This window comes from Lysinibacillus sp. FW12, assembly GCF_050817245.1.
GTDB classification, from domain to species: domain Bacteria; phylum Bacillota; class Bacilli; order Bacillales_A; family Planococcaceae; genus Lysinibacillus; species Lysinibacillus irui.
Window position 1 is genome coordinate 3750895 of the sequence record NZ_CP139094.1, and the last position, 25652, is coordinate 3776546.

The 25652-nt window shown below is 37.2% G+C and carries 25 protein-coding genes; 8 read left to right on the plus strand and 17 right to left on the minus strand.

Annotation, left to right across the window (positions count from 1 at the left end):
• Positions 1–65 precede the first annotated feature (65 nt).
• The gene (locus SJW71_RS19375) at positions 66–1277 is read left to right on the plus strand and encodes a nucleotidyltransferase (RefSeq protein WP_431811351.1); all 1212 of its coding nucleotides are present in this window, start codon (positions 66–68) and stop codon (positions 1275–1277) included.
• Positions 1278–1359: 82 nt separating this feature from the next.
• Here SJW71_RS19375 and SJW71_RS19380 read toward each other — a convergent pair whose 3' ends face one another.
• Entirely contained in the window at positions 1360–2406 is a 1047-nt protein-coding gene (locus SJW71_RS19380) for a SepM family pheromone-processing serine protease (RefSeq protein WP_274795849.1), read from the minus strand.
• Between the two features lie 118 nt (positions 2407–2524).
• On the opposite strand from SJW71_RS19380, the gene SJW71_RS19385 reads away from it, so the two are divergent.
• A complete protein-coding gene (locus tag SJW71_RS19385; RefSeq protein ID WP_312506812.1) occupies positions 2525–3424 on the plus strand; it encodes a hypothetical protein in 900 nt (299 codons plus the stop codon).
• Positions 3425–3480: 56 nt separating this feature from the next.
• Here SJW71_RS19385 and coaD read toward each other — a convergent pair whose 3' ends face one another.
• From coaD to SJW71_RS19400, 3 genes are all read right to left on the minus strand, one after another.
• Positions 3481–3972 (minus strand): pantetheine-phosphate adenylyltransferase, encoded by a 492-nt coding sequence (gene coaD / locus SJW71_RS19390; protein ID WP_274795847.1) that lies wholly within the window; start codon positions 3970–3972, stop codon positions 3481–3483.
• A 1-nt stretch (position 3973) separates the two neighbouring features.
• The gene (gene rsmD / locus SJW71_RS19395; RefSeq protein ID WP_312506813.1) at positions 3974–4540 is read right to left on the minus strand and encodes a 16S rRNA (guanine(966)-N(2))-methyltransferase RsmD; all 567 of its coding nucleotides are present in this window, start codon (positions 4538–4540) and stop codon (positions 3974–3976) included.
• A gap of 75 nt (positions 4541–4615) precedes the next feature.
• A complete protein-coding gene (locus SJW71_RS19400; protein WP_431811352.1) occupies positions 4616–6034 on the minus strand; it encodes an RNA polymerase II in 1419 nt (472 codons plus the stop codon).
• A 55-nt stretch (positions 6035–6089) separates the two neighbouring features.
• On the opposite strand from SJW71_RS19400, the gene SJW71_RS19405 reads away from it, so the two are divergent.
• Positions 6090–6479, plus strand: coding sequence for a DUF7147 family protein (locus SJW71_RS19405; RefSeq protein ID WP_274795843.1), 390 nt, complete (start codon positions 6090–6092; stop codon positions 6477–6479).
• 2 nt (positions 6480–6481) lie between these two features.
• On the opposite strand, the gene SJW71_RS19410 is transcribed toward SJW71_RS19405, so the two are convergent.
• Entirely contained in the window at positions 6482–6754 is a 273-nt protein-coding gene (locus tag SJW71_RS19410) for a YlbG family protein (RefSeq protein ID WP_054611705.1), read from the minus strand.
• 397 nt (positions 6755–7151) lie between these two features.
• On the opposite strand from SJW71_RS19410, the gene SJW71_RS19415 reads away from it, so the two are divergent.
• A complete protein-coding gene (locus tag SJW71_RS19415) occupies positions 7152–8057 on the plus strand; it encodes a glycerophosphodiester phosphodiesterase (protein WP_274795841.1) in 906 nt (301 codons plus the stop codon).
• A gap of 163 nt (positions 8058–8220) precedes the next feature.
• On the opposite strand, the gene SJW71_RS19420 is transcribed toward SJW71_RS19415, so the two are convergent.
• Positions 8221–8667, minus strand: coding sequence for a YlbF family regulator (locus SJW71_RS19420; protein WP_274795840.1), 447 nt, complete (start codon positions 8665–8667; stop codon positions 8221–8223).
• Between the two features lie 90 nt (positions 8668–8757).
• Here SJW71_RS19420 and SJW71_RS19425 point away from each other — a divergent pair, with 90 nt between their 5' ends.
• Positions 8758–9255: a PaaI family thioesterase gene (locus tag SJW71_RS19425; protein WP_274795838.1), complete on the plus strand. Its 498-nt coding sequence runs from the start codon at positions 8758–8760 to the stop codon at positions 9253–9255.
• Here SJW71_RS19425 and SJW71_RS19430 read toward each other — a convergent pair.
• A complete protein-coding gene (locus SJW71_RS19430; protein WP_274795837.1) occupies positions 9236–10708 on the minus strand; it encodes a UDP-N-acetylmuramoyl-L-alanyl-D-glutamate--2,6-diaminopimelate ligase in 1473 nt (490 codons plus the stop codon). The two genes, SJW71_RS19425 and SJW71_RS19430, sit on opposite strands and share 20 nt — an antisense overlap.
• A gap of 141 nt (positions 10709–10849) precedes the next feature.
• The gene (locus tag SJW71_RS19435) at positions 10850–12007 is read right to left on the minus strand and encodes a CAP domain-containing protein (RefSeq protein ID WP_322604674.1); all 1158 of its coding nucleotides are present in this window, start codon (positions 12005–12007) and stop codon (positions 10850–10852) included.
• Between the two features lie 147 nt (positions 12008–12154).
• On the opposite strand from SJW71_RS19435, the gene SJW71_RS19440 reads away from it, so the two are divergent.
• Positions 12155–12556: a YugN family protein gene (locus SJW71_RS19440; RefSeq protein ID WP_141903391.1), complete on the plus strand. Its 402-nt coding sequence runs from the start codon at positions 12155–12157 to the stop codon at positions 12554–12556.
• A 145-nt stretch (positions 12557–12701) separates the two neighbouring features.
• Positions 12702–13763: a sporulation integral membrane protein YtvI gene (gene ytvI, locus SJW71_RS19445; protein ID WP_274795835.1), complete on the plus strand. Its 1062-nt coding sequence runs from the start codon at positions 12702–12704 to the stop codon at positions 13761–13763.
• Between the two features lie 15 nt (positions 13764–13778).
• Here ytvI and SJW71_RS19450 read toward each other — a convergent pair whose 3' ends face one another.
• The 7 genes from SJW71_RS19450 to cyoE form a co-directional block, all read right to left on the minus strand.
• Complete coding sequence (locus SJW71_RS19450; protein WP_274795834.1) at positions 13779–14240, minus strand: DUF420 domain-containing protein; 462 nt, start codon at positions 14238–14240, stop codon at positions 13779–13781.
• A gap of 40 nt (positions 14241–14280) precedes the next feature.
• Positions 14281–15204, minus strand: a complete 924-nt coding sequence (ctaG, locus tag SJW71_RS19455) for a cytochrome c oxidase assembly factor CtaG (RefSeq protein ID WP_274795833.1) — start codon at positions 15202–15204, stop codon at positions 14281–14283.
• Positions 15205–15386: 182 nt separating this feature from the next.
• Positions 15387–15731 (minus strand): cytochrome C oxidase subunit IV family protein, encoded by a 345-nt coding sequence (locus tag SJW71_RS19460; RefSeq protein WP_274795832.1) that lies wholly within the window; start codon positions 15729–15731, stop codon positions 15387–15389.
• Positions 15731–16357, minus strand: coding sequence for a cytochrome c oxidase subunit 3 (locus SJW71_RS19465; protein WP_036125326.1), 627 nt, complete (start codon positions 16355–16357; stop codon positions 15731–15733). The genes SJW71_RS19460 and SJW71_RS19465 overlap by 1 nt, the downstream gene beginning before the upstream one ends.
• On the minus strand, positions 16357–18240 hold the full coding sequence (ctaD, locus tag SJW71_RS19470; protein ID WP_274795831.1) for a cytochrome c oxidase subunit I: 1884 nt from the start codon (positions 18238–18240) through the stop codon (positions 16357–16359). The genes SJW71_RS19465 and ctaD overlap by 1 nt, the downstream gene beginning before the upstream one ends.
• 41 nt (positions 18241–18281) lie before the next feature.
• Entirely contained in the window at positions 18282–19370 is a 1089-nt protein-coding gene (gene coxB / locus SJW71_RS19475; protein WP_274795830.1) for a cytochrome c oxidase subunit II, read from the minus strand.
• A 99-nt stretch (positions 19371–19469) separates the two neighbouring features.
• On the minus strand, positions 19470–20387 hold the full coding sequence (gene cyoE / locus SJW71_RS19480) for a heme o synthase (protein WP_274795829.1): 918 nt from the start codon (positions 20385–20387) through the stop codon (positions 19470–19472).
• A gap of 336 nt (positions 20388–20723) precedes the next feature.
• Between cyoE and SJW71_RS19485 the strand changes: the two genes are divergently transcribed.
• On the plus strand, positions 20724–21647 hold the full coding sequence (locus tag SJW71_RS19485) for a COX15/CtaA family protein (protein ID WP_274795828.1): 924 nt from the start codon (positions 20724–20726) through the stop codon (positions 21645–21647).
• 53 nt (positions 21648–21700) lie between these two features.
• Here the strand turns inward: SJW71_RS19485 and SJW71_RS19490 are convergent, their stop codons facing one another.
• Positions 21701–21889: a hypothetical protein gene (locus tag SJW71_RS19490; protein WP_274795827.1), complete on the minus strand. Its 189-nt coding sequence runs from the start codon at positions 21887–21889 to the stop codon at positions 21701–21703.
• 321 nt (positions 21890–22210) lie between these two features.
• Positions 22211–25645, minus strand: coding sequence for a pyruvate carboxylase (gene pyc, locus SJW71_RS19495; protein ID WP_274795826.1), 3435 nt, complete (start codon positions 25643–25645; stop codon positions 22211–22213).
• Positions 25646–25652: the final 7 nt, after the last annotated feature.

Here is a 25652-nt window from a genome sequence, read left to right on the forward strand (position 1 = left end):
TACTATGAGAAGTGTATTTGCTCCTACAGTTTTAAATAAAGACACAAATTATAAGGGGGAAAAGCATGCAAGCGGTTGGAATTGTTGTTGAATATAATCCTTTTCACAATGGACATGCTTATCATTTAAAACAGGCTAAAAAAGTAGCACAGGCGGATATCGTCATTGCAGTGATGAGCGGAACATTTTTACAACGTGGAGAACCTGCCATGGTTGATAAATGGACACGTACTAAAATGGCCCTTGCTGGCGGTGTGGATATAGTGATCGAGCTTCCTTATGTCTATAGTACAGCACCTGCCTCCGATTTTGCAAAAGGCGCTATTTCTTTATTAAGCGCTGTTGGCTGTGAGTCGTTTGCCTTTGGTAGTGAGAATGGTTCTATTCAACCGTTTTTGAACACTTTTGAGCTGATTGACCACAACCGTTCAGAATATGACATACTTATTAAAGAAAGCCTTAAAACAGGTGCAAGCTATCCTAAAAGTCTACATTATGCCTATGAACAGCTTTCTCAGAAGTTCCCTGCTCCATACATCGATCTTGCTCAACCAAATAATATTCTGGGCTTTCATTATCTTGAAGCAGCCAAGTCACTTGGGAGCCATATTAAACCACTAACAATTCCTCGCATCGCAGCAGGCTATCATGATGTTTTAAAGGAAGATTCATCGATCGCCAGTGCAACGGGTATACGTAAAGCTCTTGCGTCCACAAGTTCTTTACAGAGTGTGCAAAATGTTGTCCCAGAGTCCACTTTTGACTTTTTAGCTGATTGGTATAATAAATATAACTATTTTGCAAGCTGGGAAAGATTTTGGCCATTATTGCAGTTCACTATAATAAGACATACACCTTCAGAACTCACTCGTTATGCAGAAGTAACAGAAGGTATTGAAAATGCCATAGTGAAGGCAGCCAAGACCAGCAATTCTTTCAATAGCTTTATGGAAAAAGTAAAATCCAAACGTTATACATGGACTCGTCTTCAACGTATGATCACACATATTTATACTGGCTTTACAAAAGAACAGCTTCAAAGTTTTGAACAGCCAACCTTTATTCGATTACTAGGCATGAGTTCTAAAGGACAAGCTTATATAGGTAAGCACAAAAAGGATATTGAGTTACCTTTAATTAGCCGAGTAGCAGCTACCAATGATGCGATGTTAGCTATCGATATTCATGCTGCTGAGCTATACAATTTGAGTATCGAACAAGGAACAAAGGATCGCCCCCTACCTAAGGACTATCAAACACCGCCTATCCGTTGTTAACTATTCCAAAAGATTTTTACATCAAAAAAACACCCGAACTATTCTGTGAAGCTTTCGTTTCGAAATAGTTCGGGTTTAGATTTTATTTTGGCTGTAGCTGCTTTAAATAGTCGATGGCATCATCTACCGTTTTCACAGGAACGATTTTCATTTTGGTTTTGATTTCTTTTGCCGTTTTTACAGCAGTTGCATAATTAGATTCTAGCTCTGGATATTTCGCCTTCATTTCTTTAGAAATTTCATCATCTGGCGCAAAGAAGATTTCCATGCCATCTCGATCAGCTGCAATAACCTTATAATCAATTCCGCCAATTCTACCTACAGAACCGTCTATTAGCATTTCACCAGTACCAGCAATTGCGTAGCCTTTCGTTAAATCTTCATCAAGAAGCTGATCCAATATTTCAAGCGTAAACATCAAACCAGCTGAAGGCCCTCCGATATCCTCCGTTTTCATCGTTACTTTCGGAATTGTTTCGATAGATTTGCTTTCTGTATAAGATATCCCTAAACCTGCTCTATGTTCTTGCGTATTAGGGATTTCCTGCAACGTAATGGTCTCCTGTTTGCGTTCTTCATTACGTTTAAATTGAATTGTTACCTTATCTCCAAGCTGCTTAGGCTTTAAAAGGTCAACAAGCATTTGCTGGCTCGTTATTTTTTGACCGTCAACCTCGATAATTTCATCCCCAGCTTTTAAAATACCGTCCGATGCTCCGCCATCTAACACATTTAATATAAATACGCCATTAAAATGCACCTTTGTCTCTAACCCAGCCCTTTGGAAAGCTACATATTTCGCATTAAACTGAGAATCAGACATTAATTTTAACTGTCGAATATTATATTCCTCATCATCTTCTAAAGGGTTTCGTACTTGCTCCATATCCATTAGTTTTTGATATTTTTGAACTTTTGCCCATAAATACGAAAACGGTGTGGCTTGCTGCATCGCGACAGTCATTAAACTTAATGATCCCAAACTATCTGCCTCTTTGCTATCGACAGTTACAAATTTACTGACATCATAGGCACTTCCGGGTTTCATAATATACGCGTCTAGTCGGTATAACATCAAAAAACAAATCACGACTAACAACACTGCATAAATTCCAATTTTTTTCTTCACTACTAAACACCTCCTAGGACGCTTGCAAAACCATACGTTCATGTTTTTGCCATTCTCACATATATTGATTTTAGCATTTGCCTATGTGAATGACAAAAAGTTGAAACGAGTTGATAACATGTTTGCTACAATTCAAATAGCGCTCTGCGTAATTCTCATTCTCTTACTCTTGTTATTCCCACAAACCGCTCATAGTGGTACTGATTTAGGCTTAAATCTTTTCATGGAAGCACTTTTTCCATATTTACTGCCATATCTCGTGTTAACACAATGGCTTCTGCGTTTAACGGCTCCTATGCGAACAAAAACAAAAAGAGCCTCTTTATACGTACAAGCCTACATTATTAGTGCACTTGGTGGCTATCCAACAGGCGCGACAACCATTGTATATTTAAAAAATAGTGGTCAATTACACACAAAAGAAGCAAATTTTTTACTTGCTGTTTGTCATGCACCAAGTCCATTGTTCGTTCTAGGTTTTGTAAGCCTTGATTTACTAAACAGTAATACGTTTGGATGGTTGTTTTTATGTTTACTACATACTTTTAATATTTGTTGCTTAGTAACAGGCTATTACTTATTTCGCAAAACGGATCCACCTAGTATATCCGTACACAACACACCACTCTATAGTGCTCCTTTTTCAGAAAGTATTAAAGAAACCGCTCCAACAATACTGTTAGTTGGTACAACCATCATCTTTTTTACAACGATTCAGACCATCGTACAGGAGGGCTTAGATCAGCTAATACCAAAACTACCTTATACGGTCGAACTTTCTATTGCAGCTATCCTCGAGGTGACAAATGGCCTTAAAATGACGGTTACTGCCTTTCCAGACTTTCCGTACATCACTTTATTAGTGGTGATTTTATTAACCATGCAAAGTATCAGTATTCACTTACAAATCTTTGTTATCGCAAAATCAGCAAAACTATCTGTAAGACCTTATATAAAATTCCGCCTCCTTAGCATAATCATTGTGCCAACTATTTATGCTCTATTTTTTCTGAAATAACGATAGCTTTCACTAAAGAAAAAAGAGGATGTCATTTTTTTGACATCCTCTCAATATTACTTATCAAAATTATACTTTTCTTTTAAAGCTTGTACGACACATGTTGGAACTAGTTCACTAACATCACTACCGTATTTCGCAACTTCTTTTACTATACTAGAACTTAGGAAGGAATATTGATTCTTCGTCATAATAAAAAATGTTTCAATGGTTTCATCTAGGAAACGGTTCATAGAAGTAATTTGCATTTCATATTCAAAATCTGAAACTGCTCGTAAACCACGAACAATTGCTTTCGCCTTTTTTTCCTTGGCATAGTCAATAAGAAGGCCCGAAGAACTTTCTATACGAACATTTGGTAATGTTTTTGTAACTTCAGCCATTAAAGCCATACGTTCCTCTACGGAAAACAACGGATTCTTCGCTGAATTGTTTAATACTGCTACATATACAATGTCAAACACATCTGCCGCACGCTTGATAATATCTAGATGGCCGAATGTGACAGGGTCAAAACTCCCAGGAACTACAGCAATTTTCTCAGACAACTTATTCTCCCTCTTCCTCTTTACAGCGATAAACCGAAATGATAGTTCCGCCATATGTTTCTTGTCTTGTTAAAACAAACTCCCCAAAATGCTGAGGTAATGGTACCTCTTTTGCATGTTCACATAAAATAATACCATTTCGTTGAACTTTATCGTTGTCAACAAGAACCTGTACTAAATCATAATATTCCTGTTGATGATAAGGAGGATCTAAAAAGACTAATTTAAAGGTAATATCACGTTTTAATAGCGCTTTCACAGCACGCTTTGCATCAATTCGAAAGAGCTCTGTATCCTCTTCATAGCGACATTTTTTTATATTTTCTTGTAGCACCTGGAATGCTTTGGCGTCTTTTTCAATAAAAATAGCACGCTCCGCCCCTCGGCTTAATGATTCAATACCCAAGCCTCCACTTCCGGCAAACAAATCAAGTGCAATCCCTCCGTCAAAAAACGGACCGATAATATTAAAAATCGATTCCTTTACTTTGTCTGTTGTAGGTCTTGTCGTATTTCCAGCTATTGCTTTTAACGGCATTCCTTTGCGTTCTCCTGCTACAACTCTCATAACAGCATATCACCGTACTTTCATCCATATAAAGTATTTTTGCAGCGAAAGAGTGGCCCTCCGCTGCAAAAGTTATTATTGTTCTTGTGCTAATACTTGAATTCGCTCATCTTTCTTTTGTAATTCTACCAAGAATAAACGTTGTAACCAAGCCTCTTCTACATAATAATGATCAGCAATCTTAATAATTGGTTCAGAAATAGTCGAATATCTTCGTTGATTGAAGACATAGAATCCTGGCTCTTTAGGGAAGCGGAATGTACGATGCTCACTATTTACATAATAACCATTCTGCCCTTCCTCAGCTGAGTAACCAAGCTCAGGTAATAATGTATCTGCGGTATACAACGTTTGCCCTTCATAGCGAATAACACGTACTTCTTCCTTCAACACATCATTGACATACACATCTCGTGCATCCTCAAATAAAAGTGGATATATTCCATTTTTTTGCTGTGCGTTTAATGTAAAATAGGATGTCTTAGCATCTAATACTTGCGATAAATACTTGTCCAATGTATCCGGTGAAATCGATTCATCCCCTAGTTTTTTCAGCGTTTCCTGCCAAGCTTGTTGTTGATTATCCGTCATATATTCATTTAAGTTCGTGATAATTTTCTTCGTTCTTTCTCCGCCAATTTGGTCGTTTAATAAGTAGGATGCCACAATTTCAGGTAACCATTCTGGAGAATCCACAAATTTAAATTGAGATTTAATTTGTGACAAAATCACTTCCTGTTCAACAGCTTGTGCAGTAAGCGTTGGTAAAAATAACAATCTCTCATCATGAGCTACTACTGGACTTTTTTCTTGAATAATGGCAATATGTTCATCATTTAAAAACTGTAAATTTTCGAATGATTTTAGGAAATCATTTGGAATGGCCTGCTGGGCATAGATCGATAATACAGGGGATTGCTCTTGTACTTTAAGCTTACCTGCTTGCCAATAAAGATCTTGAACCGTTCCATCTCCTCTAAACATTGTATAATTGACATGAACTAATTGTTGTTGACCAACTAATGGTAGACCTGTAATCCATTGTCCATTCACTTTACTGTCCGTCGAAATAGATACAATTGAATAAGATGCTTCACCATTCATTAGTGTAGCAAAAACATTTTGAAGGAGCATCTTATTTTTTAAGCCACCCTCAATGGGAATTATGTATGACACAGATTGTGATTTTGTTTCTCCTTTTGCAAAATAAGAAACTTCATCTGATAAACGTTCACAGCTTTTTTCATTTTCGATAAAGCAACTAGCATTCGTTGCTTTTTCTGGCCATTTAATCTTCACCTTTTGATTCGGCAGATTTTTAAAATGGTGACGAATATCCAAGCTATTTTCACGATAAACAATTTCTATTTCCTGTGAGTAATGAAAATCACCTATGCCAGTTTCTAGATCAGAAGAATAAGCATGATATTGGAAAAATAACGTTCCTGTAATAATTAGTGCTAAAATAGAAAAAAAGCTTAATGCAAATTTCATGTGCTTGACCTCCCGCAGCATGATACTATGATAATGGAAAGGATGTGCAATTATTATGCCACAACAATTTATAGAATTAGGTGAAGGCTATGGTGATGTTTACGAGCTACTCGAAATTATTAAAACCAATCAGGAACGTTTTCATCAAGCCTTTATACTAACTTCTACAAAAGAAGATAAGAAGGTAATTTCTTTAGCTGTCGCCCTCAAACCAGTCGGTGAAAGTAAATTCATGCCTATATATATTTGTCGAGAAGGCATCCCATATAATGAGGAACAACCAACAAAGCGACAAAAAATGTTTGAAGCACAAATAGAACAACTCGATCGAAAAGCAGTTGTTGTAGAAATAAAGCACTCATCTATATTTTCGGAATCAAAACTATTTTATCAATACTTAATTGGCATATTAAGACTAAATAACTATATACCTGCATTAACTTAATATTATAGACCTACTTTATAGTCGTATTCCTTTGCTTTATCTGGTTTTGCATTTTCATATTCAGTTTTCACAAATGGACGATAAGACTCTACAACGTCTTTCACAAATGGGAGGCGTTGTAGTTTTGTTGTCATCATGTCAATATCCTCACGATCACAGTAAAGCACTACGTACTTTTGCCTTCTAGAAATATAAAGAACATGACCATATTTCCGAAGAGACTTCGCATGTTTTAATTGATGGACGTAAACGATTAGCCCTTGTCGTTCGTTCATATTGGATTCCCTCATTTCTTACCTAAAAGAATACCATAGACCAGAAAATGATAGCAACAGAGTTTAGCTGACAGAACGCTCAATTTTCCGTTATAATGGAAAAGCATAAACATTGAACTTGGCAGAATTATGAATCAGGTGTTTTTGATGAATGAATGGTTGCTACATTAAAAGGAATAATAAATGCTGCTAACGCCTCGATAATGGAACGTTTTAACATTTAATCTCCATAACAATTATTTTATATGATGACGGCAAAAATCAGCATGAAAAAATCACCTTATTCACTTATACTAGTTTCTAGTTTTGGTAGCTCTCCAACGTTGAGCACTTACAATCAATGAAAAATGAAATCACTATACTTTTTATATGACGATAATTGTTAAGGAGGACGAATATGGGTAAGAAAACAAAAATTGCGCTTGCCATTGCAGCAGCAAGTGCAGCGGCGTGGGCAGGTAGTAAAGCGATTTCTAAACCGCAGCAACGAGAAAGCAAACAAGCATTACAATTTGATCGCCCTGTAATACTTGCACATCGTGGCGGAGCTCATTTAGCACCCGAACATACAATGATGGCTTTTGAAAAAGCTGCGCAGCTAGGTGTTGATGGCTTTGAAATCGATATCCGCCTAACGAAAGATGAGGAAATTATTGTTTTCCACGATGAAACAGTTGAACGTACTACAGATGGTTATGGTCTCGTTGCTGATATGACATTGGCAGAACTTAACGCCTTAAACCATGGCTACCAGTTTGAAGATCTAGATGGAGCTTTTCCATATAGAGAGGATAAATTAAATGTAGTAACGTTACGAGAGCTATTAGAAAGTTATCCAAACATGCTAATCAATATCGATATAAAAGATGCTCCTGATACGTATGAAGGAAGTCTAATGCCTTCAAAACTTTGGCGTTTAATTGAAGAACTTGGCGCTGAACATCGTGTCGTGGTAACAAGTTTTTACGGTGAACAAATAGATCGCTTCAATTTATATGCTCAAAATCAGGTAGCACTTGGTGCAGGTGAATCGGATGTAAGAAAAGCATTCGCTTCCTTCTCAAGTCAATTTGGACATTTATATCATCCAAAAGTAGATGTATTTCAAATCCCACCTAAATCAGGGGTTATTGCTTTAGATTCGCCTAAATTTATTCAGTTTTTAAATAACCTGAATATACCTGTTCACTATTGGACGATCAATGACATAGACACAATGAACAAATTGATCAATAATGGAGCACAAGGCATTATTACTGATCGCCCTGATATTGCTGTAGAGTTATTACAAAAGCAAGCTTGATATAAACAATAGAAAGGGAAGGACATTAGCAAGTCCTTCCCTTTATTTTTGAAAGCTCCCGAAATTACTTTCACTACATAATGAAAAAAGACTGTAAACAACTCTGCAAGTACCTTCGAGTTGTTTACAGTCTAGAAGAGATGTGTTTTATACACATCTTACATTACGCTGAGCAAGAGCAAGAACCACCCGAGCCACATCCTCCTCCGCAAGATGAACCAGAGGCAAAGAATGGATTACTTACAGGAACTTTTACCGCTTCAGAGACTGTTTTTCCTATTAAAAGGCTAATCTCATCCAGTAAATCCTGAAAATCGTTTTCAGCAATTTTTAAGGCTGAAACTTTCTCATTTAAGTCAAGTGCCCTCTTTTGTTGGCGAATTGACTTCATGATTGTATGGTAGTCCGGATGATATTTTCCGAAACGTTGTACATCTTCGTACTGCTCTTTCATGCGATTAAATGCATAAATAGCCTCTACAATTTGCGTATCACTATATACTGCATCATACGCTTGTTGTAGCGCGATCGCTGGTTCTGAGGAAAGAATCATCTTACAAAGCTCTTCGGCCTCATCTAAAATGATTACCCAGTCAGAGGTCATCATCATTTTTAATTCCCCCAATCTCTTTCCCATCATAACAGATTTTATGGTAATTTTACATTAATGATATTTTTAATGAAAGAGGTTTTCCAATTGATGTCAACAGCTAAAGGACAAATTGAACAATTACTTGGCGCAATTTTACAAGAAAGTACTGAGGAAGATGAGGAAGTTTTATTCCATCTTTTAAATGGATTACGTGATAAACAACAAGGCATTCATCGTCGTTATATTAATGCTGCTCTACATATGGTAGGAAAATTTGAGCCTGAAGTGAGCGAGGTCCGTATCCCTATTACTCCTGTCATCCATAATACGATTAAGGTACCACACGGCGGCATTATTGCAACGATTGCAGATGCAGCTATGGGTGGACTTGCTTCACGCTCTGTACCAGAGGGATATAATGTAGTCACTACAAATATGAATGTCTCCTATATCGCCACAACGAAGAACAAAGAATTGATTGCACGTGGTCGTTTTGTCCATAAAGGACGTCAAACGCTTGTCATGGAATGTGATATAGAGGATGAGACGGGGCGCAAGCTTGCCATAGCTACGGGCTCTTTCTTTGTTATTCAGCGTCGTCTGTAATTAGATTTGAAAAATAGTCTTTGATACATTGTTGGTCGGAAAAAGGGAATTTTTGATTTTTAATTTGCTGTGTTTGTTCATGCCCTTTTCCGGCAACAAGGACAATATCGCCCTTTTTCGCCTTTGCTAAAGCTTGATGAATAGCAAGTTTTCGATCTAGATAAATTTCGTAGTATTGTTGCTCTGTAAAACCAGCAATTATACTTTCATTAATAACAATTGGATCTTCATCACGTGGGTTATCTGTTGTTAAATAGATTACATCAGCATATTTACTCGCCACTGCACCCATAGCAAATCGTTTCGCCTTATCGCGATTTCCTCCACAACTAAAGACTAGGTAAATGGTTTTGGAACGATCAAAGGTTTGTAATACAGCTTGTAAGGCTTCAGCAGTATGGGCATAATCTACATATACCTCAATACCTAACGGATTATCAATTTTCTCAAGCCTTCCTTCTGGTAGCTTTAAAGACCACATATGCTCTACAATATCTTCCATAGGGACCCCTATACGCCATACTGCCATTAAGGCTGCTATCGTATTTTGTACATGATATTTTCCGACAAAAGGGATTTCAACAATATGCTCACTCGCGGTAGTTTGTAGACAAAGTACAGTTTTTCCAGCTGATTCACTGACAATTTGTATATGTAAATCATTGTGATTATCAAAGCCAAATGAGCAAGATTTTTTCTTATCATAGATACCAACGGAACGGCAAAAATTATCATCTCCATTTAACACTAGCTTTTTGGATAAATCCGCTAATCTCTTTTTCGCACGTTTATAGGCTTCTAACCCTCCATGATCTTCTAAATGATCATCTGATAAATTTAAAAATACACCACAATCAATATCACAATGATCAAGTCGATGTTGTTGTAAACCCATTGAAGAGGCTTCTAGTACAACATGTGTCACACCTTTTCGTACACATTGCTTTAGGATCGGATGTAACTCTTTTGCTTGCAATGTTGTTAATTGTTCGTAAGCTGTTTGTTGCTTCTCACCATTGATGAAAAAACCAACTGTACCAATAACTGCTGTTTTTTTATGTAGAGCGTTTAAAAGCTGACTTACAAAATGACTCACTGTTGTTTTTCCGTTTGTTCCTGTTATCGCAATAACTGTTAAAGCCTCTGCTGGAAAAGCAGCAAGTTTGGCACTTGCATACGATAAAAATAATGCGGTATTAGGAACCCATACAAAAGGAATTTCTTTATCTATAATGGGTAAAGAAATACTTTCTTCAGACACAATGGCAGCAGCACCTCGTGCCAATGCTTCTTTAACAAAACGACTACCCGACGTTTTTTTACCCTTTCGTACAATAAAAATGTCACCAGGTTGTACTGCCTGAGCGTAATCCTCTACACCTGTTATTTCTGTTCGAATAGATCCTCCTGTCACACTACATGGCCAGTCTTTTAATAACTCAGCTAATTGCAAACCTCATTCCCCCCTTCGGTTCTCTATCATATGACGGCTTTTGTAACGGTGTGACGAAAAATGCAGAAGCCTAAAGAGGGAATAAAAAATGAAGACAAACTCGGTTAATCAAAGCTTGTCTTCATAAGGGGGGTTCTTCTATTATGGTGATAATTGATCAGTTTTTTCTATAGAATCTTCACTAACTGGCTCTTCATTTGTTTGCCCTTCACTATCTTTTTCTTTACTATCCATCTTTTGCGAAGAAGCCGGCTCTAGATAAATTTGTGTATAATAATCCACAAAAGCGCCCGAACCAACGCGTGTGAATCTATCATTTAAAAGTACCTTCCTATGCTCAGGAGAGTTTGTCCAACCGTGCATCGCTTCTACTGCATCAAAATAAGCAGTGGCAAGATTTTCATTGGCATCACTATACTCGATATTATTAGCTTGTAATCTCTTTTTTAAGTCACCATATGTTGGGGACTCATGTGCTAAGAAGTTTTGTACCTTCATATCTTCACTATGCTTTCTTGCCACTTCTTCTAACGAGTTATCCATTTCTAAAGGTGGTAAATCATGATGGACTCTCGTCACATTTAATAAATCATCAAGCTGTTTGGCACTAGCCACATCGATTTCTTGTTGCAAATAAGAGGAAGGCGGTGTCCGTCTAACTAGTTCCCCTTGATAGCTCATTTCATAGGGCTGATGAAGGACAAGTGTTTCACTGTCTGTATAACGTATTCCCTGCAATTCACTTGTCTCCCGATCTATATAAAGCTGTGCATAAAGACCATCAAATTTAACAAGTAGCCTAGTTTGCATATCCTCTTCACTCATGGAGAAGATGAAAATATTGTCACCAACAGTAGCTGCTACCTCATAGTCGATAATTGTCATGCGGTATATTTCATCGCGTTTCTGACCAACTTTAAAAGGAAATGCATCGATATTTTGTCCTGCTATGTAAACTTGCTTCACCACATTTTTTTCAACACCAACCATAAAAAACGTAGAGACATCATCATTGTATACCCACCATTGATAGCCAAAAGAGGATGGTTCTTTTCTTGCTGGTTCCCCGTACTGCTCCAACACAGTTTGTGTGTCTTTTCCTATCAATGTTGATATGCCCGTTTGTGGACGTGTCATTGCACCTACAGCGGCCTCCTGTTTTAGCTTTGTTTGGGGTATGATATTTGAATTGGTATTTGGCCCTTCTAGTGGCTCATTTTCCTTGGGGGTATTAAAGAACATAAAGCCGATTATTGCAATTGCACCACAAAGCATTAAAATGCGTAATAAAGCTTTCATACAGGACTCCTTTTCATCACCATTATTGTAAGTTATTATATCAATTGTAATTGGGTTGACACAATGTTGTCATTGCAACAATGTCAAATATGCTCTATTATAAAAATGAGCGTATACTTTGTACGAGAACCTAAAGGAGGACTATACATGTATTTTGAAAATACTAACCTTGAAAATTTAACAGCTGATCAAGAGCTAATTGTCAGCATTATGAAAAAACATGGTTTAGAATGTGATGGCGGTTGGGATTACGAGCGTATGACATTCGATAAACGTTTCGATACTCGTGAAGGTCGCTATTACCTACGCGTATTCGCATATGCCATTTCTGGTGATGTAGGCGCACATGATGCCATCCTTACGTTAATGAAACCAGCTCTTGGTAAATATTATTATCCACATGGTGTAGAATATGGGGATGACGAAGTTTACCCAGCACATCTTGTTAAAAAATGTGAAGAAATCTTAAAAAAGGTTAAATTAGAATTAGATCAATTCTCAATCGAGCCTACAAATAAAAATAACTTTGAACCTGTAAACGCACGCTAATCTTTAGAGTTTTAAAGTGACAGCAAGTATAGCGTAGATAGCTTCATCGATGTGAAAAGACTGGTGGTCCAGTCTTTTTTTATTTGAGTAAAATTATTTTTTCTTCTCATACTACCTATATCTTTTACATGATGTAGGTGAGAATATGTTATCGTTTTTTAACCGTCCTTTTTTTCGTCATCCCATTATTGTTATTGCAATGGGCATTTTTATTCTCTGGTTCATTTCAATATCATTACCAATCTTACTTGCCTACTTAACCGCTTTACTTTTAGAGCCTATTATTGTTCGAATGAGTAAACGGTTTCGAAAAAAACGTAAAATCGTTGTTTTCATTTTCTTTTTATTTTTTTTAACTATAACTTTATTATTATGTAGTCTCCTTCTCTTTATAAGTTGGAAACAATTTTCTTCATTTATCATGGATATTCCTGAGTACCTTAATCAATTATCTGCTTTATGGATACAAATGCAATCTAAACTCAGTAACTACACTTATCATTTACCTGTAGAATTAGTTTTACAAATCCAATTTATGATTGCAAAAGCTTTGGCTTCTATTGAAAAATTCGCCCTATCCTTAACAAACATTAATGTCTGGTCAACATTACTAACATATATTCCCACTCGTTTATTTGATATTTTTGTTTACTGGATTGTCTTGTACATGCTACTTTTAGATTTGCCTAGCATTAATCGGAAATTATTAATGCCCGTTCCTTTTCATTATCATCAAAAAATAATTTTCATTGGACAACGTGTAAAATTAGCCCTATTTGGATTTCTAAAAGCTCAATTCCTAGTCGGCCTTAGTATTTTTGCTATATCATTCGCAGCATTTTACTTTTTAAAAACACCATTTCCGATACTGTTAGCTTGTTTGCTTGTTGTGTTAGACTTTATCCCTTTTCTCGATTCATTTCTCTTATTAGTCCCTTGGGCTATTTACCAGGCGTTTGCTGGTGATTATCTTTATGCTGGGATCTTAACGTTATTAACCGTGGGACAATTTTTAGTACGAAGAATGATTGAACCAAAGATTATTGGCGATAAGATTGGACTTTCATCTTTAAATACTTTTATTGCCATGTTTATTGGGTTTAAAATTTTTGGTTTTCTTGGCATTTTAATTGGACCATTACTTTTTGTCGTGGTACTTTCTTTATTTCAGCCTACTACAAAAAATCTCCCTCCTGTACAAAAATAAGGAGGGAGATTTTCTTTAAAATCCTAAAATGGCTTTAATAACTGAAGTCGTTTCACCAGGTTCAAATAAAACATATAATAGTAAATAAACAAGGACACCTGTAATCGCAACAAAGAACCAAATAATACTTGTGATTGGTCCAATTCTCCTATGCAATTTGAGATTTGTTTTTAAACCTGAAATAATACTAACAATACCAAATACGGCTCCGGATGTTGCCAGGATAATGTGGAAAATCAAGAAAAACGTATAATATGGTTTTAAATGTTCACCACCACCAAAAGCAGTATTACCAATAAACACTGTTCGTGAAGCATAAATAATAAAGAAAATAAGTGCAGCTACACCTGCAGCAAGCATTACTTTTTTATGTCCTTCTACATTTCTTTTTATAATTAAGCCCCAACCTATCGCTACGAGTACAGCACTAATCACGATAAATGATGTACTTATAGTAGGCAAAATTTGCAATTCCATTGTCAAAACTCCTTATACATAGTAAATTTCTATTTTAAAATTAATGCTGCTGTTGGCTTTCCCATTTTTTTTGGTGTGCAGCTAATGCGTCAGCAGTAATTTTATCTGGATCCTTTTGTTCAGAACGATACCATCTTGTAAAGATTGTACCAATTAATACACCAAAAATAAGTTCTTGTAAGATTTTCATTAACACGCCACCTAATTGCTGGTCTGCAACAGGCTTCATGTCTGTAAATAGCTCTGGTCCTGATAAAGATAAGCCTGATAACGTAGAGGCTGGTACACAAAGCTCCATTGCTTTTAACCATGCTTCACCATTTGTATATGTTTCATACATTGCATTAGGAGCGAAAATAATTAATCCACAAGCAGGTGTAATTAACACGGCATTGGCAATAATATAGGCTAATTTATGCAATGGCTTCATATGAGCTCTATTAGGCATATTTTGAATTAAAGGCCAGTACATAAAAACAGCAGAAAGAAATAATACAAATGTATAGGTACCATGTAATGTTTCATTTAATTTAATGTAATCTAATATTGAAGGTAAATGATAGAAGGAAAATAAACCAATAAACACAAATACTGCAACAACAGGTAATGTCAGTACTTTAAACAACGTTCTAACAACTGGTGCCTCAATAGCAACTTTCCAAACCCACCAAGGGATCCCTTTAATTAGGAAGATGGGAACAAGTAATAATAATATAGCCATTTGCACCATATGCATCGTAAACATAATATGAGCCATTAAATCAATTGGAGAACCTTTGATAATATAAATAGTAATCATGGCTAACACAAAGTAAATGGCTTCACCCTTTTTTAAAGGCTCACTTACTTTAAAATCCTTACGCCACTTTATTGTGACTAAAAAATAGATGATTGTTATAAAAACAAGAACCCCTATTAAATATGGGCTCCACAATGCTTGGAAACCAAATATACTAAGTGGCATATAGAACGCACTCCTTTAAACTTCAGTACTCCTATTATAAAACGCTTACAGCTATACTGCAATGAACGAAAGGTGAACAAATGTTAAGTTTAACAGTGTTTGCCTCTTTTTGAAATCTACATAACTTCACTACAATAAGAAAAGCACGTTCGTACAATATGACGAACGTGCTTTATTGGTGATTACCACCAAATGATTGTTAAAAATGCTAAGAAGAATGTAAATGCGATTAAAATTCCCATCCACATGAAGAAACCAATAACGCCACCGAAGTGTGTTTTTTTGTCTTCTAAGTGCATGAAAGAATAAAGCTGAAGTACAACTTGAACACCAGCCAATAATAATACTAATGGCATGATTAAGTATTTAGAAAAATCGGCTGCAACTACTGCGAAAGCGATAAAAGTAAAGAAAATCATGATCGCAAAGTTGATTACTTGTTTACGCATATGAACGGCATTATGATGACGATCATATTCATATTGTGCCTGTGACTTAGCAACTATAGGTGTATCGTGTGAAGACATTATCCGATCACTCCCATCAAGTATACTACTGTAAAGATGAATACCCAAACAACATCGATAAAGTGCCAATATAAAGCAGCTACGAAGAATTTAGGTGCATTGTACAAGTTTAACCCACGTTTAGCATTTCGGATCATTAAAGTTGCAATCCATACAAGTCCTAAAGTTACGTGGAAACCGTGTGTACCAACTAAAGAATAAAATGCAGTTGCGAATGCAGATTGGTTAAATGTAAAACCAAGGTGCACATAGTGTTGGAATTCATAAATTTCAAGTGCTAAGAATCCAAGACCTAAAGCTAAAGTAATTGCTAACCAAGTTTGCATACCTTTAAAGTTAAAGTTACGCATATGGTAAATTGCGTATACAGATGTTAATGAAGATGTTAATAATAACATCGTCATTGCAAATGCTAATGGTAATTCAAATAAACCTTGTGTTGTGAACTCCATGCCAGCTGGCCCTTTGTTCTTAAGCGCTAGGTAAGTAGCGAATAAACTTGCGAAAAGTACAACTTCACAGGCAAGGAAAATCCAGAAACCAACGACTTTATTTTTACCTTCCATCGTAGCTTGTTCAGGATGGTCTGGCCAAGTATGAGGAGTAAACTTAGTATTGAAATCCATTATTTATTTCCTCCTTTGCCGTAAAGTTGTTCTTCAATTTCAATAATATCTTCTTTGTGTAAATGGAAGCCATGATCGTCTTTAACAGAACGGAAAATCATCGCACCGAAAGTAATTGCTAAACCAATGATTAAAATGTAGATTGACCAAGGTTTATCTGCATCTGGATTGTAAAGAGCACCAAATGCTGCAATAAACATACCTAATGAAATAACGAATGGAATCGCTGAGTTATTTGGCATATGGATATCACCTAGTGGCTCAGCAAATGTCACTTCTTTGTTACCTTCTTGTTTTTCAATCCACCATGGATCTAAACCACGAACAAGTGGTGTTTGACGGAAGTTATAGAATGGAATTGGTTGTGGAATTGACCATTCTAAAGTACGTCCATCGCCCCATGGGTCGCGACCTGCTGGTTTGCCTTTGATCGACATTAAGCAGTTGATTACCATTAAGATAACCCCTACACCCATCATTAATGCACCGATTGTAGAGATATAGTTGAATTGGTCCCAACCTTGACCTTCCATGTAAGTGAATACACGACGTGGCATACCCATTAAACCTAGGAAGTGTTGAACGAAGAACGTTAAATGGAATCCGATAAAGAATATCCAGAAAGTAATTTTACCAAGCGTTTCGTTTAACATACGGTTGAAGAAAATTGGCCAATAGAAATGAGCTGAACCAAATAATGCTGTAACGATACCACCAACGATTACATAGTGGAAGTGAGCTACGATAAAGTAAGAATCATGTAGTTGATAGTCAAGAGGAGCAGATGCTTGCATTACCCCTGTAACACCACCCGCAACGAATGACGGGATGAAACCAAGTGCATAAAGCATTGGTGTTGTAACTTTAATAGATCCGCCCCAAATTGTTAGGATCCAGTTGAATACTTTCATACCTGTTGGAACAGCAATAGCCATTGTTGCAACAGCGAAGATTGCGTTTGCTGTTGGCCCAAGACCAGTTGTAAACATATGGTGGGCCCAAACCATGAACCCTAAGAAACCGATTAAAATTGTAGCGAATACCATTGAAGAGTATCCGAATAAACGTTTACGAGAGAACGCTGGGATAATCTCAGAGAATAACCCGAACGCAGGTAATACTAGGATATAAACCTCTGGGTGTCCGAAGATCCAGAATAAGTGTTCCCAAATAACTGTGTTACCACCCATTGTATGGTCAAAGAAGTTACCACCGAACATACGGTCAAATAACATCATTAATAAACCAATTGTTAATGGAGGGAATGCGAATAAAATTAACGCACTTGATACAAGTGAAGTCCAAGTGAATAATGGCATACGCATGAATGTCATACCTGGAGCACGCATTGTAATGATCGTAACGATGAAGTTAAGACCAGAAATTAAAGTACCTGCCCCTGAAATTTGTAAACCAAGAACATAGAAATCAATACCATGTCCTGGAGAATATAAAGATAATGATGCATAAGAAGTCCAGCCCGCATCAGGAGCGCCACCCATAAAGAATGACAGGTGAAGGAATACTGCACCTAGGAAGAATAACCAGAACCCTAAAGAGTTAAGGAACGGGAATGCAACGTCACGCGCACCAATTTGTAATGGTACAAGCATGTTCATAAATGCAAATAGTAATGGAGTAGCAGCTAGGAATAACATTGTTGTTCCGTGCATTGTTAATAATTCATTGAAAAAACCAGCTGATACAAAATCGTTATTTGGTTTCATTAACTGAATACGCATTAATAACGCTTCAAAACCAGCGATAGCGAAGAACAATGTTCCGGCTAATAAATACATAACTGCTAACTTTTTATGGTCGACAGTAGTAATGTAATCCCAGACAGTTGCTCCAAAGCCCTTTTTCTGTGTGTATGAGCTCACAACTTTTACCTCCCTCAAAATTTGTTACTATAGAACGAAAATTATTTTTCTACTGATAAGCCCATGATATAAGTTGCAAGAGCTTCAATTTCCTCGTCAGATAAATTACCGTAGATAGGCGCAGTGCCTTCAGCATTCATCATCAAGTTACCTGGTTTAAATTCCTCTGGGTTTTTAATCCAAGCTTTTAAGCTTTCTTCATTGTGTTCTAAGAAACCAGCAACACGGTTACGATCACCAAACGTAGTTAAGTTTGGACCAGGTGTACCGCCTGCTCCTGAACCTGAGATAGCGTGACAGCCTAAGCAGCTGTTAGCAAAAGTTGCTTCACCAAGATCTGTTGAAGCTTTGTCAGCAGTTTGTCCTTCTGTCGCTTTCATTGCGTCAACCCATGCATCAAATGCATCTGGGCTTAATGTTTTTACTTTAAAGTCCATTAAAGCATGTGAAGGTCCACATAATTCAGCACATTTTCCATAAAATACGCCATCTTTAAGATCTTTTGATTCTTTATCAAATACTAGGTAGAATTTGTTTAAGTTTTCTACGTTTGTATCCATTTTACCGCCTACAGCAGGAATCCAGAATGAGTGCTTAACATCGGCAGCTTTTAAATTAAAGTAAACTTTTTCACCTGTTGGTACTACTAGCTCTTGAGCTGTTACGATCCCTTGGTTAGGGTATTCGAATTCCCACCAGTATAATTTTGCTGTTACATTGATTGTAAGGGCTGTTTTGTTCCCTTCTTCATCTACTTCATCCATTGCAGCAACATCTGCGAATTTATAAGTAGTTGTAACAACTGGTACAGCGATAATTAATAATAAAATAATCGGTATAACTGTCCAAATCACTTCTAACGTATGACTACCCTCTACTTGCTTAGGGATCACATTTTCACCAACGCGTGAACGACGGTATTTTACGAATGCAAGTAAATAAATAACGGATACTACTACTACTACTAGCGTCATAATTACAGTAGTTAACAGTAATAAGTTCAATTGTTGTTTACCTACTTCTCCAGATGGTTTCAGTGTTGATAGATAATCTTCACCACAACCTGAAAGGAAGACCATCATCACTGCTAGAAGTGAAAAAAGACGCCATTTTTTAAGCCCTTTCATCATAGCTTAATTAAACCCCTCTTTCTTTGTTGTATTTTCATGTGTACCTAGGACATTAGTTCTGTCTATATGAATTCTTTAAGAAAAGAAAGAATTCCTAAATTAGCTAAACACCGCAAATATGATCATGGCTACAAATAGTATGGTCATATGATTCAATGAATAAATAAACATTTTATTTGCCCATTTCATATCATCTTTTGTTGTAAAGCCTTTCAGAGCTAGTATTAACCAACCCAAGTTCAATGTAGTAGCAAGAGTTAAAAAGCCAATTCCAAGCTCTGGTAAAAGGAAAGGTAACGGTAATAATAAAAGAATCCAGAATAACATTGAGTACTTTGTACGTTTAAATCCTTTTACTACAGGTAGCATTGGTATTTTAGCTGCACGATATTCCTCTGTTCGTTTCATAGCAAGCGCATAAAAATGTGGTGGTTGCCATGCAAACATAATTAGGAATAAGGCAAGTGCTCCCGGACCTAAAGCAGGCTCAACCGCCGCGAATCCAATAACTGGAGGAATAGCCCCGGAAATACTTCCTACAACAGTGTTGCTAACATGCTTCCTCTTCGACCACATTGAATACAGAACGACATAAGCAAATATTCCTACTAGTCCCCACATGCCGGCTGCAAAAGATGCCGCAAATAACAAAATTTCACCTACAATTAAAAATGAGAGGGCAATGGTCAATACGAAATTCGGCTTAAATCTGCCAGTCACTGTCGGCCTTGCTTTTGTTCTTTTCATGATAGGATCAATATCCTGATCAATGTAGTTATTCATTGCGCCTGAGCCACCGATGATGAATGCTGCACCCAGCATGGTGTAAAAGATAACATCAAGCTCTTGCAAGAAATGTCTACTAGTAAACTGAAAAGCCAGCCACATCCCTGTAAACGTTGTGACAAGATTCGAGTTAACGATTCCAATTTTTATTAGTGCTAAGAAATCTTTTACAACAGATGTTGTTTCTGGACCAGTATTTCTAGTAGCCGCCAGTGTACGACCGTTTGACATAATACCTCTCCTTTCATTTTTGTAAGCATATTCCGCTAACAATAACTATAGCGAAATTTGCGATTGATTTCTAGACATTAAGTGAAATTTAGATGAAGTTGTAAAAATTAGCTTTGTCTAGAAATATAATTAAAAACAACATATCTATAGTAAAACATTTTCTAAAATGAATTGTGAAGGTTAAAGCACGAAATTATGAACAATTTGTGAAATGGAATCGACATCTATTACTCCCTTCTCTTTACAAGTTGTTTTTTATACGTATTTTCGATATTATCTAGTAGCAGAAACATTACGTTCTTGTAATGTTGATAGATAAAGTAGGTGACTCATTTTATGCAACACAACAGGTATTTGAAGTGGTTTGCTGTTGCCGCTACAGTTGGGATGCTCCTTATTTTACTAGGTGGGGCTCTCGTTACTAAAACAGATAGTGGCTTAGGCTGTGGTCGAAACTGGCCTGATTGTAATGGATCTCTTATTCCAAAGGAGATTACACCAGAAGTCCTTATTGAATTCTCACATCGTCTTGTAACTGGAGTCGTATCTATTTCAATTCTTGTGTTAACAGTATGGACATGGCGTAAACTCGGACATATTCGTGAAGTAAAGTTACTTGGTTTTTTAGCAATGTTTTTCTTAATCGCGCAGGCTCTTATAGGAGCTGCTCAAGTTTTATGGGGACAAGGTGATTTCATCCTAGCCCTTCATTTTGGGATTTCTCTTATTTCCTTTGCTGCGGTTCTTCTCCTTTCTATGATTGTATTTGAAGTCGATCGAAAATTTGATGCCGATAACGTATTTATTGGTAAAAAGTTACGTTGGCATACAATTGCTGTCACAATTTATTCTTATTTAGTCGTTTATACTGGGGCGTTAGTTCGTCATACAGATTCGAGCTTAATTTGTCCTGACTGGCCATTTTGCTATAATGAGACACCTTTTGCACCTCCCAATAATATGTACGAATGGGTGCAAATGGGACATCGACTAGCTGTTCTTATTATTTTCATTTGGATTGCATACATAACTTGGCACGCTGTGAAAGAATATAAAAACCAACGTGTAATTTACTATGGATGGGTTATTGCATTTACTATAGTTATTTTACAAGTGATTGCTGGTATGTTAGTAGTCCTAACTAGACTGAATTTAACGGTAGCTTTACTGCATTCATTATTTATTTCCCTTTTATTCGGCCTATTATGTTACATGATCATGCTAGTAGCTCGTAGTAATTATAATGAGAAAAAGAAATAATCCATTAAAAAAAGATTCGCCACCTATTATGTGACGAATCTTTTTCTATGTCTTTAGTTTTGTTTCTTCATTGTTTCCGTTCCTATAATACCTACAATTAAAATAATCATAGATACTAGGGCGTAATCTTTAAAAAATGTTGTAAAAGGAATGTCAAAATATCGACAAATCATCGTTATAAGGCGGCCTCCTAATAGGATTAAACCTATGACAAACATCCAATTAAATAATGCTTTAAGCATTTTCACGTCCCTCTACTTTCATTGCGGTTCAAATAATATTGTTACTTCTTGATCTTTTGCACATTGCTTGCCTGTTTGAAAATTAAAGCTGCTCTGGTAGAGGCACAGTTAGCAATTTACGCTAAACTTCCCATCACTTACGCAAGGATATCTAAAAGTCATTTTCGTCCACCATTATATGCTGCTTAATGCCTGAATAAAGGCGTTATGGTTATTATACAACCATTTGACTAATCAAGTTTGATACAATGACTCCTTCAACAAATAAAAAAGGTTATGTAGATACCAAAAAAGTATCTACTAACCTTTTTTCAAAACGATTTATTCAATTTCAATCAATAAATCACCTGTTGAAATAGCATCCCCTGCACTTGCATAAACCTCTTTTACAACACCGTCTTTTGGCGCTTGGACCGTTGTTTCCATTTTCATCGCTTCCGTTATTAATAGGTGATCACCACGTTTGACTGGACTGCCCTTAGAAACAACAACCTTTAACACAGTACCTGGCATTGTAGCACCAATTTGGTTTGGATTACTTGGATCTGCTTTTAGCGCTAGGTTGCCATCTACCTCAACTGTCATATCTTGAATCACTAATTCACGTGATTGGCCGTTCAGTTCAAAGTACAGAACGCGCGTCCCATTGTGCTGTGGCTCACCAATCGAGACTAGTTTAATAATTAATGTTTTACCTTTTTCGATTTCAACCTCAATGATTTCCCCAAGCTTTAAGCCATATAAGAATGTTGGTGTATCGAGAACCGAAATATTGCCGAAGGATTCTTCTGTTTTCGCATACTCCTCAAAAACTTTTGGATAAAGAGCATAGGCTAATACATCCTTCTTTGAAACAGGACGATTTAATTTCTCTTCTAGAACAGCTTCTAATTGTTCAAACTGAATAGGCTCTAATAATTCCCCTGGGCGCACTGTAATTGCTTCACGGTCTTTAAGCACGACTTGTTGCAGTGCCTCTGGGAATCCACCATGTGGCTGTCCAAGATAACCTTGGAAGAATTCAATAACAGAGTCTGGGAAATCAATCGTTTGTCCCCTTGTTAGAACCGTGTTTTCATCAAGATCATTTTGGACCATGAAGAGTGCCATGTCCCCGACCACTTTGGAAGATGGTGTCACTTTGACAATATCTCCGAATAGTAGATTTACACGGGAATACATACGTTTCACTTCTTCCCAACGATCGCCGAGACCCACTGCTTTTGCTTGTTGCTGAAGGTTACTATATTGACCGCCAGGCATCTCGTGTACATAAATTTCAGAATGTGGGCTGATCATGCCACTTTCGAAATCTTTATAGTATTTACGAACATCTTCCCAGTAGTACGATAATTTTTCTAATGCATCAATATCCGCACGTACCTCACGTTTACCGCCCTTCATTGCATAGTACAAGGAATTGGCACTCGGTTGAGATGTAAGACCTGCCATAGATCCAAGCGCTGTATCAATGATATCTACACCTGCTTCAATCGCCTTAGCATACAAGTAAATTCCATTTCCACTTGTGTCATGTGTATGCAAGTGGATTGGCAGACTTGTCGTCTCTTTTAACTCGGAAATTAAACGGTACGCAGCTTCCGGTTTCAATAAACCAGCCATATCTTTAATAGCTAAAATATGGGCACCAGCTGATTCAAGCTCTTTCGCCATATCTTTATAGTATTGCACTGAATATTTCGCACGGCTATCGTCGAGGATGTCTCCTGTATAACAAATTGCCGCTTCAGCAATTTTTCCTGATTGACGCGCAGCATCTATCGCTACTTCCATTCCTTTAATCCAATTCAAGCTATCGAAAATACGGAACACATCAATACCTGATGCTGCGGATTCAGCGATAAATTCACGGATTAAATTGTCAGGATAGTTAGTGTAACCAACGGCATTAGCTCCACGTAGTAACATTTGGAATAACACATTCGGTACTTGTTCACGCAGTTTCGCTAATCGCTCCCACGGATCCTCTTTTAAGAAGCGATACGCTACATCGAATGTTGCACCGCCCCACATTTCCAACGAGAATAACTGATGCATCATACGAGCTGTTGCATCTGCAATTTGATACATATCCTGTGAACGAACACGTGTTGCAAGCAGGGATTGGTGAGCATCGCGGAATGTAGTATCTGTTAGTAGTACGTCTTCCTGTGCTAAAATCCATTGCACTAAGCCATCTGCTCCCTGTGTATCTAAAATCTGTTTCGTACCTGCTGGAGGTGCTATTAGTGTATCGACTTTTGGAATGTTCGGTTGTACAAAAATAGGCTTTGATTTTTTTTCAACACCAGGGAAGCCGTTTAATGTCACATTACCGATATAACTTAACAGCTTTGTCCCACGGTCCTTACGTACAGGGAAATGGAATAGTTCAGGTGTTGTATCAATAAAGCTTGTGTCAAAAGCACCTGATAAAAACTTCTCATGTGTTACCACATTATTTAAAAACGGTATATTCGTTTTGACTCCACGAATTCGGAATTCTTTTAAATTGCGATCCATTTTTGCAGCAGCTTCTTTAAAGTTCATGCCTGATGTTGAAATTTTTACTAGTAAAGAGTCATAATAAGGTGTTACGACAGCACCTTGGAAACCATTCCCCGCATCTAAACGTACACCGAAACCGCCACTAGAACGGTATACCATTAATTTCCCTGTATCCGGCATAAAGTCATTTGCAGGGTCTTCTGTTGTTACACGAGCCTGAATTGCATAGCCAATCATTGGCATATCCTCTTGCTTCGGCATATGAATTTCTTCACTATGCAGAGCATAACCTGCTGCTACCTTGATTTGGGCATGGACGATATCGACACCTGTAATCATTTCTGTAATCGTATGTTCTACTTGAATACGAGGGTTTACCTCGATGAAATAAAAATCTTCGCCTGCGACTAAAAATTCCACTGTCCCTGCATTTATGTACGAGACATTCTTCATTAATTTCACGGCAGCGTCACAAATACGATTTCTTAACTCTTGTGAAATCGAATGTGATGGGGCAATTTCAACTACTTTTTGGTGACGACGCTGAATCGAGCAATCACGCTCATATAAGTGCACAATATTGCCCTGCTGATCACCAATAATCTGTACTTCAATATGTTTTGGTTTGATAATAGCTTTTTCAACATACACCTCATCAGAACCAAAAGCAGCCTTTGCCTCTGATTTTGCCCTTTCATAAGAAGAAGCAAGCTCCTCCGGTGTATGGACTAAACGCATCCCACGACCACCACCGCCAAGTGCTGCCTTAATCATAACTGGATAGCCGTAAGTGCTAGCAAATGTCTCTACTTCTGCTAGATCAGCTACTGGACCATCTGTACCAGGAATAACAGGAATTTCTGCCGCAATGGCTTGCGAACGTGCTTTGACTTTATCCCCAAACATATCTAAATGCTGAGAAGTTGGTCCGATAAAGACAATGCCTTCTTCCTCACAGCGACGGGCAAATTCCACATTTTCTGATAAAAAACCATACCCTGGATGAATCGCATCAACATCTGCATCTTTTGCGATGGCAATAATATCCTCGATATCTAAATAAGCATCGATTGGTTTCTTGCCAGCTCCCACTAAATAAGCTTCATCTGCTTTAAAGCGATGAAAGGCACCACTATCCTCCCTTGAATAGATGGCAACAGTTTGGATATTCAGCTCCGTACATGCACGGAAAATACGAATTGCAATTTCTCCTCGATTGGCTACGAGAATTTTGTTGATTGATTCCATAGGTATC